Annotated in this window: 8 protein-coding genes; 5 read left to right on the forward strand and 3 right to left on the reverse strand. The window is 45.9% G+C overall.

Annotated elements, in window-relative coordinates:
- Positions 1–293 precede the first annotated feature (293 nt).
- Complete coding sequence (locus QT973_RS25860; protein ID WP_333057730.1) at positions 294–1661, reverse strand: TldD/PmbA family protein; 1368 nt, start codon at positions 1659–1661, stop codon at positions 294–296.
- Positions 1662–2109: 448 nt separating this feature from the next.
- Between QT973_RS25860 and QT973_RS25865 the strand changes: the two genes are divergently transcribed.
- From QT973_RS25865 to QT973_RS25880, 4 genes are all read left to right on the forward strand, one after another.
- On the forward strand, positions 2110–6387 hold the full coding sequence (locus tag QT973_RS25865; protein WP_333057732.1) for a PAS domain S-box protein: 4278 nt from the start codon (positions 2110–2112) through the stop codon (positions 6385–6387).
- A gap of 260 nt (positions 6388–6647) precedes the next feature.
- Entirely contained in the window at positions 6648–7487 is an 840-nt protein-coding gene (locus QT973_RS25870) for a DUF1361 domain-containing protein (RefSeq protein ID WP_333057733.1), read from the forward strand.
- A gap of 221 nt (positions 7488–7708) precedes the next feature.
- Positions 7709–9682 (forward strand): ABC transporter ATP-binding protein/permease, encoded by a 1974-nt coding sequence (locus tag QT973_RS25875; RefSeq protein ID WP_333057734.1) that lies wholly within the window; start codon positions 7709–7711, stop codon positions 9680–9682.
- 442 nt (positions 9683–10124) lie between these two features.
- Positions 10125–11789 (forward strand): NB-ARC domain-containing protein, encoded by a 1665-nt coding sequence (locus QT973_RS25880; protein WP_333057735.1) that lies wholly within the window; start codon positions 10125–10127, stop codon positions 11787–11789.
- 67 nt (positions 11790–11856) lie between these two features.
- Here QT973_RS25880 and QT973_RS25885 read toward each other — a convergent pair whose 3' ends face one another.
- Positions 11857–13587 carry an NAD(P)H-quinone oxidoreductase subunit 4 gene (locus QT973_RS25885; protein WP_333057736.1) on the reverse strand — a complete coding sequence of 577 codons (1731 nt, stop codon included), beginning with the start codon at positions 13585–13587 and terminating at the stop codon, positions 11857–11859.
- 882 nt (positions 13588–14469) lie between these two features.
- On the opposite strand from QT973_RS25885, the gene QT973_RS27145 reads away from it, so the two are divergent.
- A complete protein-coding gene (locus QT973_RS27145; RefSeq protein WP_445300723.1) occupies positions 14470–15237 on the forward strand; it encodes an RNA-guided endonuclease InsQ/TnpB family protein in 768 nt (255 codons plus the stop codon).
- 1 nt (position 15238) lies between these two features.
- Here QT973_RS27145 and QT973_RS25895 read toward each other — a convergent pair whose 3' ends face one another.
- On the reverse strand, positions 15239–16249 hold the full coding sequence (locus tag QT973_RS25895) for a J domain-containing protein (RefSeq protein WP_333057740.1): 1011 nt from the start codon (positions 16247–16249) through the stop codon (positions 15239–15241).
- Positions 16250–16985 lie beyond the last annotated feature (736 nt).

Here is a 16985-nt window from a genome sequence, read left to right on the forward strand (position 1 = left end):
GCTTCTAAGAAGGGTGAATTTATCTCAAAATATACTCACCACTGATGAACAGTGTTCAATAAGATGCGTTCCCCCTGGTTGTGCGAATTGATGTGCGGAAATTTACACCTTTGGTAGCGGTAGCCTGCGACATCGCACTCAGCGGGAGTGAAAGTAAATACCAGATTTAAGTGGTTTGTCAACTTGTCCGTGTCCCGCACTGGTTAAGGTGAGGCGTGAGGGCGCGAACACGCCTTCACCATGTGCCAATTGCGTAAGTTTTGAACTAATAATTAATGACTAATTACTAATGATTATCTTCCTCCGACGACGACATTTTTAATCCGCAAATGGGGGCCGCCGACACTTACCGGCAAGCCACTCTGGCCGCCTTTACCGCAACCGCCGTAGGCATAAACCGAGTCATTTCCTATCGACTCAATATCCTTTAAAGTCTGAAATACATTGCCGCTTAAAGTGACATCGCTCACGGGTTCGGCTAATTTGCCGTCGCGAATCATAAACCCTTGAGCCGCCGCAAAGGTAAACATTTCGCCGTTGGTTTGTCCTCCCAACATCCGCACTGCATAAACTCCTTCGTCAATGTCGGCAACCATTTCGTCAAAGGAATGTTCGCCAGACTCGATCGCAGTATTAGTCATCCGCACCAAAGGCATAAAAGTAGCACTCAGAGCCCTGGCATTTCCCGTCGGACTTTCGCCCATTTTGCCCGCAGTCTCGCGATTGTGCATCCGAGCGGCTAAAACTCCATTTTTAATTAAATGCTTGCACTGAGCGGGCACGCCTTCGTCGTCGTATTTCAAAGTTCCGGGTAATCCCGGCACAGTTGCGTCGTCAATTACATTCAATTGTTCGATCGCCACAGGCTTGCCCAAAGTCAACAATTCCTGCATTTTCGGGTTTTCGTAAATGCCGTCTGCTTCCGACAAATGCCCGAAAGCTTCGTGAATAAAAACCCCCGACAAATAAGGGTCTAAAATCACCGGATACTGACCACCTTTCACCGATTTTGCCTCTAATTGGCCTACAGCTCGAACGGCAGCACTCTTAACACGATCTTCAATATTTGTCAAGACATCGTAATCCGATCGCGAGTGAATCGACTCAAACCCTTGGCGGACGACACCGCCCTCGCCGCGGGCGATCGCTCCGAAACGTCCGGTCACGTCCAAGCGCTCTTGAGCGATGCAAGTCCCTTGAGAATTCACAAAATAAGTAATCCCAAATCTGTCGCTGTAACCTGCCATTGTCGTCTGAATTCGCGGGTCATGATCTAACAGCAACTGATTGTAAGATTCGAGCAATTTCCGCTTTTCGGCTAGAGTAATAGAGCGCGGATCGCGGCCCAATTCCACCGCTACATAATCTTGAATCGGGGTGACATCTGCTAGTAGAGTTTTTTCACTACCAACCAAACGAGATTGCACTACAGCTTCTTCAATGCGGTCTTTTAATTCATCTAAACCGTTAAAAGTTACAAAACTCCAGCCACCTTTGTGACAGGCGCGGATGCCGCCGGCGAGACTAAAACTGCGGTTGACAGCATCTAACTGAGGGCCGCGAAAACTAATCGCAGTTGACTCGCTTTGTTCGAGGCGAACTTCTAGATAATCTACGCGATTGCGGTAAGGTGCGATCGCTTCCATCAACTGTTCTTGCATCAAATTGCCCCTATGAATGATTAGCCGTAGCGCTGAAAAAAATTATTGCTAAACCTATTTTAGCTAATAACTCCCGTCTTTCGGGTGCGCGTTCCCCCACCGGTGTGGTGCGGGAGCATGGCGCGTCCTACCCCATCGAGGGCGAGTCAACCAATTTTAGATTTTAGATTTTAGATTTTAGATTGATCCGTCCTGAGTCTGCGAAAGAATGAATCCGGGGGCTTATGACCACATTACTTTCGGTCAGTCGATTTGAGATTTAAAACTTTTTCCATAGAATTGATGATGAGAGGCTTGGCGGCCCGCGTTCGACGGGCGTCCTCGAACACAACAAACTCGCGCCCGCTTGCGAAAAGCCCGGTATGCCGAAAATTTTGGATTTGCCTAGAGAAATCAAACTAAACTAAATCTATCTAAAGACGTAAAAAAATACCTTAACCCCCGGCAGATGGAATACTTTAAGGTTAAAAAATTCCAAATTTCACCGTATTTAGCAGCTATTTCGGCATCAATAGCAATTTTGGTCGGAGTTGGCATTTTAGATCGATCGGAACAGCGGCGGTTTTTTCACTACAACCGCGCTAGCACCCTCGATCGCCTCAGCACAGTCCGTTCTAAGCTGGAAGGCTCTTTGAATTCCCGCCTGTATTTGATGCGGGGTGTGGGGGCTTACCTTTCCAACAACCCAAACATCACCGAAGCCGAGTTTACAGCGACGGCGAGAATTCTGGTGGCACAGCAACCGGGCATTCGCGCCATAACTTTAGTTAAAGGCACGACGGTCGCTTACATTTATCCGCGGGAGGGAAATGAAGCGGCGATCGGAGTTGACTTGACGGCGCTACCCGAACAGCGGGAAATGGTCAAAGAGGTCATCCGAACCAGAAAAACTTTGCTAGCCGGGCCCGTGAAATTATTGGAGGGGGACGAGACTTTCATCAGCCGATCGCCGATTTTTCTCACACCCTCCGGTGTCGAGGCAGAAACAGGAGTTTACTGGGGCTTGACAGGCCTGATCATCGACAAAAATACCCTCATTGAGGAAGCAGGACTCAACGACTCCTCAGCGAAGCTGCAATACGCTCTGCGGGGCAAAGACGGTTCGGGAGCCTCCGGCCCTGTGTTTTTCGGTGACGGGTCAATTTTTGAGCAGAATCCCGTGCTGCTGGAAGTGACTTTGCCCAACGGTTCCTGGCAGTTGGCAGCAATTCCGGCGGGAGGATGGCCTGCGAATTCGCCGTTTCGGGGGTGGGTGATCTTTGGAGGCGACTTGCTGGCACTTTTGACTGGGGTGGCAGTTTTTAGCGGGGTGTACGGCCGTGCGAAACTGCGGGAGAGCGAAGTTAAGTACCGGCAATTAGTTGAGAATGCTAACAGCATGATTGTGCAGTTAGACAGTGAAGGTAATATTACTTTTTTTAACGAGTTTGCTGAAACTTTTTTCGGGTATTCAGAAGCAGAAATCATCGGCAAAAGTGCGATCGGCACAATTATACCGAAAACAGAGTTATTTGAAAGTGACCTCGCGACAAAGATTCGAGACTGTTTGGCACAGCCGCAAAAATACTTCCAAAACGAAAATGAAAACATCCGCAGAAATGGAGAAAGGGTGTGGATAGCGTGGACAAATAAACCTTTACTAGATGCGAAGGGAAATGTGGCAGGGCTGCTTTGTATCGGGACGGATATTAGCGATCGCAAACAAGCTGAAATCGCCCTGCAAGGTTCTGAAGCGGAACTTCGAGCTTTGTTCGCTGCCATGAACGATGTAATTTTCGAGATTGATATTGAGGGACGCTTGCTGAAAATTGCCCCGACAAATCCAGAATTATTGTACAAGCCACCGGCGGAATTTTCCGGGCAAAAAATCAGCGAATTATTCGAGCCAGAAATGGCAGATATTTTTCACGATAAAATTCGCACCGCCCTTGCTAGAAATCAAACCTGTACTTTTGAATATAACCTGGAACTTGCCAGCGTACAAACGTGGTTTGCCGCTACCATTTCGCCAATGAAAGAAAACACGGCTCTGTGGGTAGCCCGCAACATTACGGAGCGCAAGCAAGCTGAAAATTGGTTAACGGGTCAAAAACAAATTTTAGAAATGATTGCTAAGGGTGCTTCTCTGGGCGATACTTTAAATACTTTAGTTAAAATTATCGAGCAGCAATCTAGAGATGTCATCGGTTCGATATTGCTTCTAGCTCCAGACGGAAAACATTTGCTGCACGGAGCCGCGCCCAGTTTGCCCGACAGTTACAATGCTGCTATTCATGGCATAGCCATCGGGCCGGATGTCGGTTCCTGCGGCTCTGCTACCTTTAGCCGCCAACAGGTAATCGTTACAGATATTGCCAGGGATCCTTTGTGGGAAAATTATCGAGATTTAGCCTTGAGTTTTGGACTGAGAGCTTGCTTGTCTACTCCTATTTTCTCATCTCAGGGTCAAGTTTTGGGGACTTTTGGAATGTATTATTCCCAACCGCGCTACCCCAAAAACTTTGATCTGCAATTGATAGAAGCGTCGATTAATTTAGCAGGAATTGCGATCGAACGCAACCAGGCAGAAGAAAGTCTCAAACAGCTCAATCAAGAACTCGAAAATAGAGTGAAACAGAGAACTGCTCAATTGATGCAAACTGAAGAACGCTGGCAGTTAGCACTCAAAGGCAACAATGACGGCATTTGGGACTGGAACTTGCAAACCGGTGAACTTTTTGTTTCCGATCGCTTTAAGGAAATCACTGGTTACGAAGATAGTGACATTAGCGATTACAATAATACATGGAATACGAATTTACATCCCGATGATTTAGTGAGTTCTCAGCAACTTCTTCAAGAACACTTGGAGAGAAAAACGCCTCATTACATCACCGAATACCGCTTGTGGTGCTATAACCGCGCTTACAAATGGATATTGAGTCGGGGACAAGCTTTGTGGGACGCATCTGGAAAAGCAGTCCGCATGGTAGGTTCAATTACTGACATTACGGAACGCAAACAAGCAGAGGAAGCACTGCGGGAAAGCGAGGCAAAATTCCAAAAGCTGTCTGCTAATTTGCCGGGAATCATTTATCAATTTTTGTTGCGTGCAGATGGCTCTTCCTGTTTTCCTTACATAAGTGCTGGTTGCCGAGAACTTTTTGAGTTAGAACCAGAATATATTATTAAAAATGCGGCTGTGCTAACAGATTTGGTTCATCCCGACGATCGCGACAATTACGACGAATCTATTGCTATTTCTGCCCAAAATCTGCAACCTTGGCAGTGGGAAGGACGGCTGGTACTACCTTCAGGCAAAATTCGCTGGTTTCAGACAAATTCGCGTCCTGAAGCTAAGGAAAACGGCGATATTCTTTGGGACGGCATCACCGTTGATGTTACCGATCGCAAACAAGCTGAATTAGAATTGCAAGAAAGCCAGCAGTTTATTCAAAAAGTAGCCGAGGCTACTCCCGGTATTTTGTATCTATACGACTTGGAAGAACAGCGAAATATCTACACGAATACTTCACTGTTCGGGCTTTTGGGATATACCCTTGACGACATTACAGCGATGGATTCGTCACTCATGCCTCAGTTGATCTACCCCGAAGATTTGCCTAAAATTGTGGAACATCACGCGAGCTTTGCAGAAGTTGAAGATGGCGAAACTAGGGAAATTGAGTACCGGGTACAGGGAGCATACGGTCAATTGTTGTGGCTGCAAAGCCGGGATACTATTTTTAGTAGGAATGCGGAGGGTCAGGCTAAGGTAATAATTGGAGTTTCCCAGGATATTACGACTCGCAAGCAAGCAGAGGAAGCACTGCGGCAAAGCGAGGAACGAGAAAGAGAAAAAGCCAGAGATTTAGAGTCAGCGCTGCGGTCATTGCGCTCTACTCAAACTCAACTCATTCAAACAGAAAAAATGTCTTCTTTGGGGCAATTAGTGGCTGGGATCGCTCACGAAATTAATAATCCCGTTAATTTCATTCACGCTAACATTGATTATCTCAACCAGTATACTACACAGTTGCTGGATCTTGTTACTCTTTACGAACAGGAGTATCCCGCTCCTAATTCAAAAATTGTCGATCGCATTGAAGAGATTGATTTGGATTTCATGGCTGAGGATTTAAGAAAAGTTATGGGTTCGATGCAGGTAGGAAGCGAGCGCATCCGGCAAATTGTATTGTCCCTCAGAAATTTTTCGCGACTGGACGAATCGGCAATGAAGCCGGTGGATATTCACGAGGGAATTGAGAGCACTTTGTTAATTTTGCAGCACCGCTTGAAGAGTCGGGACAGCCGCCCGGAAATTGAAGTAATTAAGGAGTTCGGGAAACTGCCGCTGGTGGAGTGCTATGCCAGCCAACTGAATCAGGTGTTTATGAATATTATTGCTAATGCAATTGATGCTATTGAAGAGCGATATCACCAGTTATCGGTTCCACAATCAGAGACAAAGAGTGGCCGCATTACTATTTCCACTGGTGTAACCCCCCAGAACACTGTGAGGGTAGAAATTTCGGACAACGGTACGGGTATTCCCGATGGGATAGTCGATCGCATTTTTAACCCGTTTTTTACTACGAAAGCTGTGGGGAAAGGTACGGGGTTGGGAATGTCTATCGCGCACTCGATTGTGGTGGAAAAGCACAAGGGTAAGATTGAGTGCATTTCTTCCATAGGATGCGGAACAACTTTTCAGATTGAGATTCCGATCGACAAAGTGTATAAATAGTAGGGCGTCAGTCGATTTTAGATTTTAGATTTTAGATTTTAGATTTGAGATTGACTCCGCAGTGGTAGGGTGCGTCAGTCGATTTTAGATTTTAGATTTGAGATTGACTCCGCAGTGGTAGGATTCGTCAGCAGAGCCTGATTTTCAGGCGCGCAGCCAGGGGCCATAAGCTGACTCACCCTACAATTTAAAGACTAAAATAGACGGAAGCTGCTAACGAAGCGGTGCTGCATCAAACCTTTAATTGTATAAAAATTGACATGATGGGATTAATCCTGGAAGCCCTGCAAGCAATGGGACACAATGTCCGCTGGATGTCTTGGAATTTGTTTTTGGGTTTAGTGCCGCTGGGCCTGAGTTTTTGGCTGTTCCGCAAACCTCGATCGCGCTGGCTGCTGTGGGGTACGGGCTTTCTCCTAGGCGCTACTTTTTTGTCCAGTACGCGCCCTGTTTTTGCGTATCTGAGGCACATAGTGCAAGATGTGGGCAAAACTTACGTTTTGGGGGCGATCGCGATTACACTGGCACTGATGGCTGTAGACATCTGGGTACTGCGGCAGCGCGGAGTTCGCTCTCTCCGGTGGTGGGGCGGTTTTTTCTGGTTTATCGCATTTTTACCCAATGCGCCCTACGTTTTAACTGATATCATTCACCTGATCCGCCAGATTAAAGAGGGGAACTCGGTGTGGACTGTGACTCTGGCTTTGATTCCCCAATATCTCGCGTTTATGCTGGCCGGGTTTGGAGCTTACGTGCTGTCGGTGATGAATTTGGGTTACTATTTGAAGCAACAGGGTTTGAGTAGATTTATCCTGGTAACGGAGATAACTATACACGCACTTTCGGCGATCGGCATCTATTTAGGGCGATTTATCCGCTTCAACACTTGGGACATTCTGACTAACCCCGATGCGCTGGTTAACAGTGTAATGAACGATTTGATAGGCAAGCGTCCGGTTTTAGTAATGGCTGTCACTTTTGTAGTAATTGCTGTTTTGTATTGGCTAATGAAACAAGTAATTTTAGGGATTAGCCAGCGATTTTACCCCAGTAAATTGCAGTCGGACTTGGCCGGCGATAGCGCAACTTCTTCCAGCTAGAGAGATTTTAGATTTGAGATTAAAGAATTGATTTAACAGATGAATATAAGAGCTTGAACAAAGCTCCCAAATTTTGGGTCTCCACCAGTTAACTCGGAAAACCAGTTTCCGTCTTTGGGTGAGACAAAATTTTTCGTGAAACTCCGACATAAATTACTGCTGCCGTTTGTCACAATACTTGATATGTTAGAACAGTCAAAGTAGTTTTGTAAACAGCAAAGATGAATCGATTTGACCGTCAGTTGTGGCAGAGATTTATTGCGATAGCTCAACCTTACTTTTATCCTTTAGAGCCTGGGAGTGGCAGAATCTTTTTAGGATTAGTGATGCTGTTGTTGATATTTCTCTTCGCTGCGATGTTTGTACTCGTCAGCGCTGTATGTTTGGGTACTCAAGTCTTATTTCCCGAATTTGTCAATAGTATTGCAGCCGGCTTAGTTACTTTGTTGAAAGGAATTATTAATTCGCCCGCAATTGCGATCGTGGCTTTAATGTTAATTCTTCCTTTCAGCGCTTTTGTCTGGTTCAAAGACAGATTGACACCGCACTGGCAGCCCTGGGCTTTATTGACTTTGCTGCTGTTTTTGTCGCTGTCAGTCAGTGGTATGAATGTAATAATTAGTTACGTCGGTAACTTTTTTAACACAGCACTAGCTAAGAAAGACCAGCTCAATTACTGGAAGTATCTGTTTGTGTATGCAGGGGTTTTTATAGTCGGCACTCCCATTGTGGTAATTTACCGGTATACCGAAGATAAATTGGGTATCTACTGGCGGGAGTGGATGACTAATAAGTTCCTCGATAAGTATTTTCAGAATCGGGCTTATTACGAAATAAATTTACACAAGGAAATCGACAATCCAGACCAGCGAATTTCCGAAGATGTCCGCTCTTTTACCCGGACAAGTTTGTCATTTATGCTGCTCATCCTTGGTTCAATAGTTAATATTATATCTTTTACTGGTATCCTGTGGTCTATCTCAAAACAACTTTCGATTTTTCTGATTATCTATGCTATTGTGGGCACGACAGCTACTCTAGTTTTTGGTCAAAGATTAGTACCTCTGAATTTCGAGCAACTTAAAAAAGAAGCAAATTTTCGCTACGGACTGGTTCACATTCGCGACAACGCCGAATCTATTGCTTTTTATGGAGGCGAGGAGCAAGAATCATTTCAAATAAAGCAGCGATTTGTGGAAGTATTCCGCAATTTTAATTTGCTAATTGGTTGGCAGCGAAACTTGGATTATTTCACAACTGGATACGGATATGCTGTTGTGATTATTCCGGCTTTGTTTCTAGCTCCAACTTATTTTGCAGATCAAAATGGTACAATCGAGTTTGGAGATATCACTCAAGCTGGTTTTGCTTTCACTCAGGTTTTGCGCGCTTTTTCTGTGATTGTAACTCAGATTGAGCCGCTGAGTTCTTTTGCAGCTAGTATCAATCGTTTGACTGTATTTACAGATACTCTGGAAGCGAAACAAGCGGTATCTCGTCCTGGAGGAACTGCTATAGATGTAGTAGTAGATTCTCAGTTGACACTGGAGCACGTTACTTTAGATACTCCGCAGCATCAAAAGACTTTAATTAGGGATTTGTCGGTAGCAGTGCAGCCCGGTGAAGGACTGTTAATTGTCGGACAAAGCGGTGCTGGGAAGAGTTCTTTGCTGCGGGCAATTGCGGGTTTGTGGGACGCGGGAACGGGGCGTTTAGCGCGACCGGAATTGGGGGAAATGCTGTTTTTGCCGCAGCGTCCTTATATGATTTTGGGTAGTTTGCGATCGCAACTTTTGTATCCCCATACCAGCAGCGAGGTTGATGAGGAAAAATTGCGCCGCGTTTTGGCATCAGTAAACTTAGCAGATTTGCCGGACAGATTGGGCGGTTTTGATGCGAATTTAGATTGGGGTGAGATTTTGTCGCTGGGAGAACAGCAACGTTTAGCTTTTGCTAGATTGTTATTGACGGAACCCAGATACGCTATTGTGGATGAGGCGACAAGTGCTTTGGATTTGAAGAACGAGCAATATTTATACGAGCAGTTGCAAGCCACTAAAACTACGTTTGTGAGTGTGGGCCACCGATTGAGTTTAGTGAAATATCACCAGCAGGTTTTGGAACTTATGGGCGATGGGAGTTGGCGGCTGCTTTCTGCCCGAGAATACCGCGCTAGTGCGACAATTTTTGGCTGATATAGGGCTGCTTTCAAAAATTGTAAATTGACCCGGTTTTTGGTTCGCGGTGGGTGGAGGCGCGGTTGGAGATTTATCGTTTGGTTCTACAGATTAATCGCCGCGCCTCCACCCACCCTACAATAGGTTCTACTAAAGTTGCATTCTTTGTTTAAATTCACATCTTGCACCATTGTCAAGAACAGGCTTTCCAGCCTGTTTCACAATAAAATTTATCTCTTGTGGAACAGGCCGGAAAGCCTGTTCCTAAGCAAGTAATTGAGAATGGTGCAAGATATCAGTTTAAACTGGTATCACAATGGATAATTGGGTATAAATATCTAAAACTGCCCAAACAACAAAAAGCAAGCTGAACGTTGGTAGATTCGATTCAATTGCTCTCCCGCGAGAACTCACACAATATAATAGAAGATAGATTTTTAGTATAGGCGAGATTCCTACCTTGACTACTCCGATTCCTCAAAACTTTGTGCAAACGATCGCCAAACAACGCGGTGTCACAGATGCCGAGTTAGAAACTGTGTTTATGGCTCTCGACGGTCAATCTACGGCGACGATCGCAACCAAGCTTGGCATTAGCGACATCGCCGTTCGCAAAAGACTAGGCGAAGTTTACAAAAAGTTTCAGATCGGGGGGAATGGCCCTGGAAAGCTTTCGGAATTGAGGCATCAGTTGCTGTTTTCATACCACATCGATCGGGGAACGAGCGATTTTAGTGGAGGTAAAGGCTCTCTATTGAAGATGGCCATCGGACACCGACAGGAAGATTGGGGCCAAGCACCGGATGTTTCGGTTTTTTACGGACGGACTGAAGAATTAACTACTTTAAAGCAGTGGATTGTATCAGATAATTGTCGCCTGGTAGCGCTGCTTGGTTTGGCTGGTAGCGGCAAAACAACTCTGTCGGTGCAGTTGGCCTCACAGGTACAGAATGAGTTTGATTTTGTGATTTGGCGATCGCTGCGATCGACACCCGCACCATCCGACTTCCTAGGAAGCTTAATTCAACTTTTTTCTAACCAACAAAAACCCGATGTGCCGTTAGGGGATCTCGCCCCTACGGGGGCTACGCCAACGAAGAGGATCGACCTCAACAGCAAAATTTCGCGCTTGGTCGAGTATCTGCGAAAACACCGCTGTCTGGTAATTTTAGACGATTTTGAAGCGGTTCTCAAACCCGAAGAATTAGCGGGACACTATCGCGAAGGCTGCGAAGGATATCGAGATTTAATTGTGCGGCTCGGTGAGGTCAATCACAATAGCTGTTTACTGCTAGTTAGTTCGGAAGAGCCTACGGAACTGGCTTTGCTGGCGGGAGAAAAAGTGCGGTCTTTAAAACCTGCTATTTCCTCGGAAATAGCGCGGGAAATTTTCCAAGAAAAAGGTTTGTCGCCTCAAGATCGAGAGTTGGAAATCTTGTTATCCCGGTACGGAGGCAATCTGTTAGCCTTAAAGATTGTAGCGACAACAATTAACGAGTTTTTCGAGGGGAATGTTTTAAAGCTTTTGGAAGCTACGGCGTTATTTATTGAAGAACATATCAGCAATTTGCTGGCGCAACAGTTCGATCGAATGTCGAGTTCAGAACAAGAGATTGCCTACTGGATTGCTATTGCTCAAATCCCGATTTCCCTGGCGACTTTGCGAGAGCAGATGTTGGTCAATTCATCGCTTTCGGATTTGCTAAAAAATCTCGATTCTCTAGGTCGTCGCTCGCTGATTGACAAAATTAGTGAGGGCGGGGAAACTGTTTTTATGCTTCAGCCTTTGATCGTGCAATATGTGACGGATAGATTAGTCGATCAGATTCGAGCGGAGGTTTTGGAGACGGTTAAGACCCAAGGAATAGAAAGAATGCGGCTGTTGAAAACTCACAAATTGAGCATCAACATTGCTAAACGGAAAGGGGATAAAGGCGAACCAAGTCGCTCTATTTTAGCATTAGTAAAAAATCGGTTGCAAGTGTTGTTTGTGAAGACGACAGGCTTTGAAGAACCGCTAAATATCTTGAAAAAAGTAGCCTCTGATCTCGATGATAAATCGATTCTTGAGGTGGGATATGCTAGGGAGAATCTGGCGCAGATTATTTCTGAAATTCAGCGCTAAGAAAAAAGCGATCGCCCTTTGACAAAAGCGATCGCCCAATTTTCAACAAAAACAGAGTTCGAGAAAATTATTTGACAATGCCAAAAACCGATGCAGATTCAGCCCCTGTAATTTTGTCCAAAGCAGGCGATTTTTGAGCTTGGGCAATTTTGGGAACCAAAAGTTGATTCGCATAAATCCGAGGATTTTGTTGAGCAATTTGGATGTAAGATTGGCGGACTTCTGCGTTGACTGCGACAGTCTTGGCATCGTAGACTTGCATCGCCATGTTGGGATAAAAACCAATGCCGACAATCGGTATCAAAAAGCAAAATGCGATCGCCACTTCCCGAGGTTTAGCATCAATAAACGGTGCATCACCCGGCAAAACGCAACTATTACCGAAACAAACCGCTTCATCCAGATTGTTTCTTTGATTCTGCAGATTTAGATCCTCAAGGTCGCAAGCCGCTAGTGTCCCACAGTTGTAAAATAACTGTCGCAGCATCGAGAGCAAATAAATCGGCGTCAAAATCAGTCCTACTGCCGCCAGGAACACTGTCACCGCGCGGAAAGAACCGCTGTACATATCGCTAGTTGCGACGCCCACAAACACGGACAATTCGCTAGCAAAACCGCTCATTCCGGGGAGTGCCAAAGATGCCATCGCGCCTGCGGTAAACAAGGCAAACACTTTCGGCATGACTTTCCCAATCTCGCCCATCTCGTCCATGATCATTGTATGGGTGCGATCGTAAGTAACGCCAGCCAGGAAAAACAATACTGAGGCGATTAAACCGTGGGAAATCATTTGCAACAGCGCCCCGTTGATTCCCAAATCCGTGAAGGAAGCAATACCCAACAACACGAATCCCATGTGAGAAATCGACGAATTCGCTAAGCGGCGCTTCATGTTCGATTGGCCGAAGGAATTCAGCGCGCCGTAGATAATATTGACCACGCCGAGCACCGCCATAATCGGTGCAAAGTAAACGTGTGCTTGGGGAAGAAGTTCCAAATTCAGGCGAATCAGTCCGTATCCGCCCATTTTCAGCAATACGCCGGCCAGAATCATCGACACGGGAGAAGATGCTTCGCCGTGGGCATCAGGTAGCCAAGTGTGGAAGGGGAAAATCGCCAGTTTCACACCGAAGGCAATCAGCAATCCCGCATAAAGGAATAATTCTAAACCCAGTGGGTAGTCCTTCAAGCCTAGTTCTACCATGTCGAAGGTGGGAGTGCCTCCGCCGTAGAATGCCATTGCCAAGGCAGCTATCAAAATAAAGATGGAAGCGCCTGCGGTGTAAATCAAGAATTTGGTAGCTGCATAGCGACGGTTTTGTCCGCCCCAAATCGAGATTAACAGGTACACCGGAATTAGTTCTAGTTCCCAGACAATGAACAGCAGCATGATGTCTTGGGCGACGAAAACTCCTATTTGTGCGGAGTACATCACCAGCATCAGGAAGTAGAATAGTCGTGGCTTGCGATCGACTTCCCAGGCTGCAAAGATTGATAGCGTCGTCACCAATCCCGCCAACAGTACCAACGGCACTGACAGTCCGTCAACGGAAACAGACCAGTTGAGACCTAAAGAAGGTATCCAGGAATATTGCTCTACGATTTGGAAAGTAGAGATGCTTGGATCGTAATGAGTCCAAAACACCCAGCACATTAATACAAAATCTGCAATACCTACGCCTAGGGCATACCAGCGAATGGTTTTGCCGTCTGTATCGGGCAGAAAAGGGATGGCGAGGGAAGCTAGGAGGGGTAGGATGACAATTGCGGTCAGCCAAGGAAATTGATCCGCTATCATATTGAGAATAAATACTTAGTTGGAAGTTACCAAAATTATAATACTAAATTTAATTAAAACTTAAGATTTATTCATAAATATTTTTTATATCCCGATAAACGCGGATAAAAATATCACGAATTGCTACACACGTCAAGGGTTATTCGATTTTTGATTTTCGATTCAGGACTTACGAACAACAAAATATAGCGTTTTGTAGGCGCAATCTGCCTGTGGTGGCGCCTATTCTGGTAGAGGGTTGGTTAAAAGTGGAGTTTTTCATAGGGCGGAGTTGCTCTGACGGATAGTTCTGGTAGTTTCTCGATGGGATGGGGCGGGTTTATCTGATTTGTCGGTGGGTGTCATATATTTCGGTGAACCCGCCCCTTGCAAGCTCCAAGTAACGCCTGAGCATTCCATCAAAATTGATGCAACCCTTCAGGCATTCGCTAATGCTTGTGAATACGTGAATCAAACTGTGCCACCAACCCTGACAAATGAATTGGCGATGCAATCAGCAGGTATAAGCTGTTGTGCATTTAAATTGTATGTTGAGGGCGGGCAAGATGCCCACCCCACAAAAGTGAAAATTTATCTTACCCTGCAATTTAAATGCGGATTAGCTTATCACAATGTCAGAGAGATGTTTGGACTTTCGGCGCAGTTGGCAATCCATGCTATTAGACGGGTTTCTGGTAACAGAAAAACAGCTAAAAAAGATGGGAAGCCTGTTAACAAATTTGCTCCTACTAGCGTCACTTACGATACCCGTATCTTTTCTTTTAGGGAAAAAGATTGGACAGTAAGTTTGACTACTACTGGTGGTAGGGAACGGTTTGTACTGGCTATCGGAAACTACCAACTTGGATTGCTGAAAGGTCAAAACCCCAAGACTGCTACTTTGTGCAAACGCAAAATGGCAGTTACTATCTTAATATTCAGCTTGAATCTCAGCCAGCCGAGCCTCCACCTTGCAATCAAGTTTTGGGTTGTGACTTGGGTAGGACTGATATTGCGGTCACTTCTGATGGAGATACATTTAGCGGCAAACAAATTACCAAAGTTAAAAACCATTATGCCAAGTTGAGAGCAAATATCCAGCGAAAAGCCACGAAAGGCAGTCTCCGCTCTCGGCGTAGATGTCGAGAATTGTTGAAACGGTTGTCGGGCAAGGAAAAGCGCTTTCAGACTTTGGTAAATCACACTATCAGTCACCGTATCGTAACCAAGGCTAAGAACAAAAATCAAGTTATCTCTTTGGAAGATTTGACGGGAATTAGGGAACGCACAAATCAGCAGCCACGCTCGCAGAAAGAGCGGAGACTTAGTAATAGCTGGGCGTTCTTTCAGTTGCGTCAATTCCTCATCTACAAAGCTATAAAGCATAGCGTAAAGATTCTGTTTGTTGAGCCTAGATACACCAGCAAAATGTGCCACAAGTGCAATCACATTCATCCTGTAAAGGGTGAGTCTTATAGGAATGGCAAAAAGTTCGCTTGTGGTCATTGTGGATGGAAAGGTGATGCCGACTTAAACGGCAGTAAGAATATTGCTGCTATTGAGGCTTTCGTAAATAAGCCCGAAGGTTCGAGATTGTTTTGCAAGGTGCAAGATCATTTCAGGGCTATTGAAAGCCCACACTGTAGCTGTACTCAGGTCCGTGCTGGGTAATTTACAGCACCATCTGATTGAGATTACTGCGAGGATTAAAAGTGCGATTTGCTTTGATTTTTTCATAGCATTCGCGTTCTACACTGCTAATTTCTTTCGGTGGCACGATCGCAATTTTGACCAACAAATCAGTCCGCTCGTTTTTCTTCGGTTTCGGCCATCCCTTGCCCCGCAACCGCAAAGACTGACCCGAACGAATCCCGGCTGGAAATTTCACAGTGATCATACCTTCAGGCGCCGGCACTTCAATTGAAGATCCCAACACCGCTTCGTCGGGAGTTATCGGCACTTCGCAGACCAAATTCTCTCCCTCAAACTGGAAGAAAGCGTGAGGCAAAACTTCTAATTTTAGGTACAAATCTCCCTGTTGCTTCGTGTACGGGTCAACTTGACCTTTGCCTTTTATCCGAATTTTGCTGCCGGTTTTCACTCCTGCTGGAATCGAAACTTCCCCCGTGGCGACTCGCTTAGAAGTTCCCCGAAATGCTTCCCCCAAAGTCAGGGAAATGGCGACCTCGGTGTCGAGAGAGCTTCCTGCGGTGCGATTTTCGTACCCCGCGAAATCTTCAAATCCGCCAAAACCTGTGGGCCCGCCGCTGGTGCTGCGGTAGTTGCTGTAATTCCACTTGGCGTTGCGGGCACTACCAGGACTACTACCTGCGCGACCTAACAAGGCATTGATAAATTCGTCAAAACTGCCGTACTCGCTGAAGTCAACCCCGCCAAAGTCTACATTCGTACTGCCCCCGCCCGGCCATCCGCCTGGAGTTGTGGCAGCTTGCTTCCAGTATTGACCGTATTGGTCGTATTTTTTGCGTTTTTCAGGGTCTGAGAGCACTTCGTAAGCTTCGTTTACTTCTTTAAAACGAGCTTCTGCTTCTTTGTTGCCGGGGTTCATGTCCGGGTGATATTTGCGGGCTAGTTTGCGGAAAGTTTTTTTAATTTCGTCAGAACTGGCAGTTTTGTTGAGTCCCAAAATAGCGTAATAGTCTTTAAAATCTGTTGCAGCCATTAAGCAATCCCCTCTTTATTAGTTGTTATTTGTTAGTTGTTAGTTGTTAGAAAGAATAAATCCCAAATTAGCCGCAGGATGGCGCATTAGTATAATGCCAGTAGCAGAAGTGCCTGCGGCATCTCATTCAAATTATAGGTTATCAAAGGTTTGGACTCGATCGAGTTCGGTTGTTGCTTGGCGTTCGATCGCAATTTCCGCACTCCCCTGCTGTTTAAGATTTTATAGCATTCGCCTCTCTCGTGCACAAGGGAGCCAGAGCAGCAGCCTCTAGAAATGCTTTTGGCATTCGACAGTAAAAACAATGCTTTCATCAATTAAGAACGTCCTTACCCTATCGGCCGTTGCTATACCTGTGAGCTTGGAGACTGTGAAACTCCTGTGGCGAAAACTTTTGGGGAGTTATGAGGCTTAGGGCTTTCGGGAGGCGGCAGCCCGATTGAGGTGAGGGGGGAAAGCTGCTGCTGTTGCGGGTGCGAGCCCAGGAGGGTTGACTTGCGCGGACGATCGATCTTTTTTTGGTCTTTTTTTCCGGGGCGCTGTGCGATGGCTACGCCCCGCCTTACGCCTACAAACTTTTCGATCGAAGCTCGATCGCCCACTCCAAATCTTAGGATCGCGAATTAAATAACTTACAATTTTAATTGTTATTGTGGGATGGGCGTCCCGCCCGTCCTTTTTGGCCGGGCGGGACGCCCATCCCACTTTCAAGAGTGAAAGTTATTTAATTCTCATT

Origin of the sequence: Microcoleus sp. Z1_A1, from assembly GCF_036700305.1 — a bacterium.
Lineage (GTDB): Bacteria > Cyanobacteriota > Cyanobacteriia > Cyanobacteriales > Microcoleaceae > Microcoleus.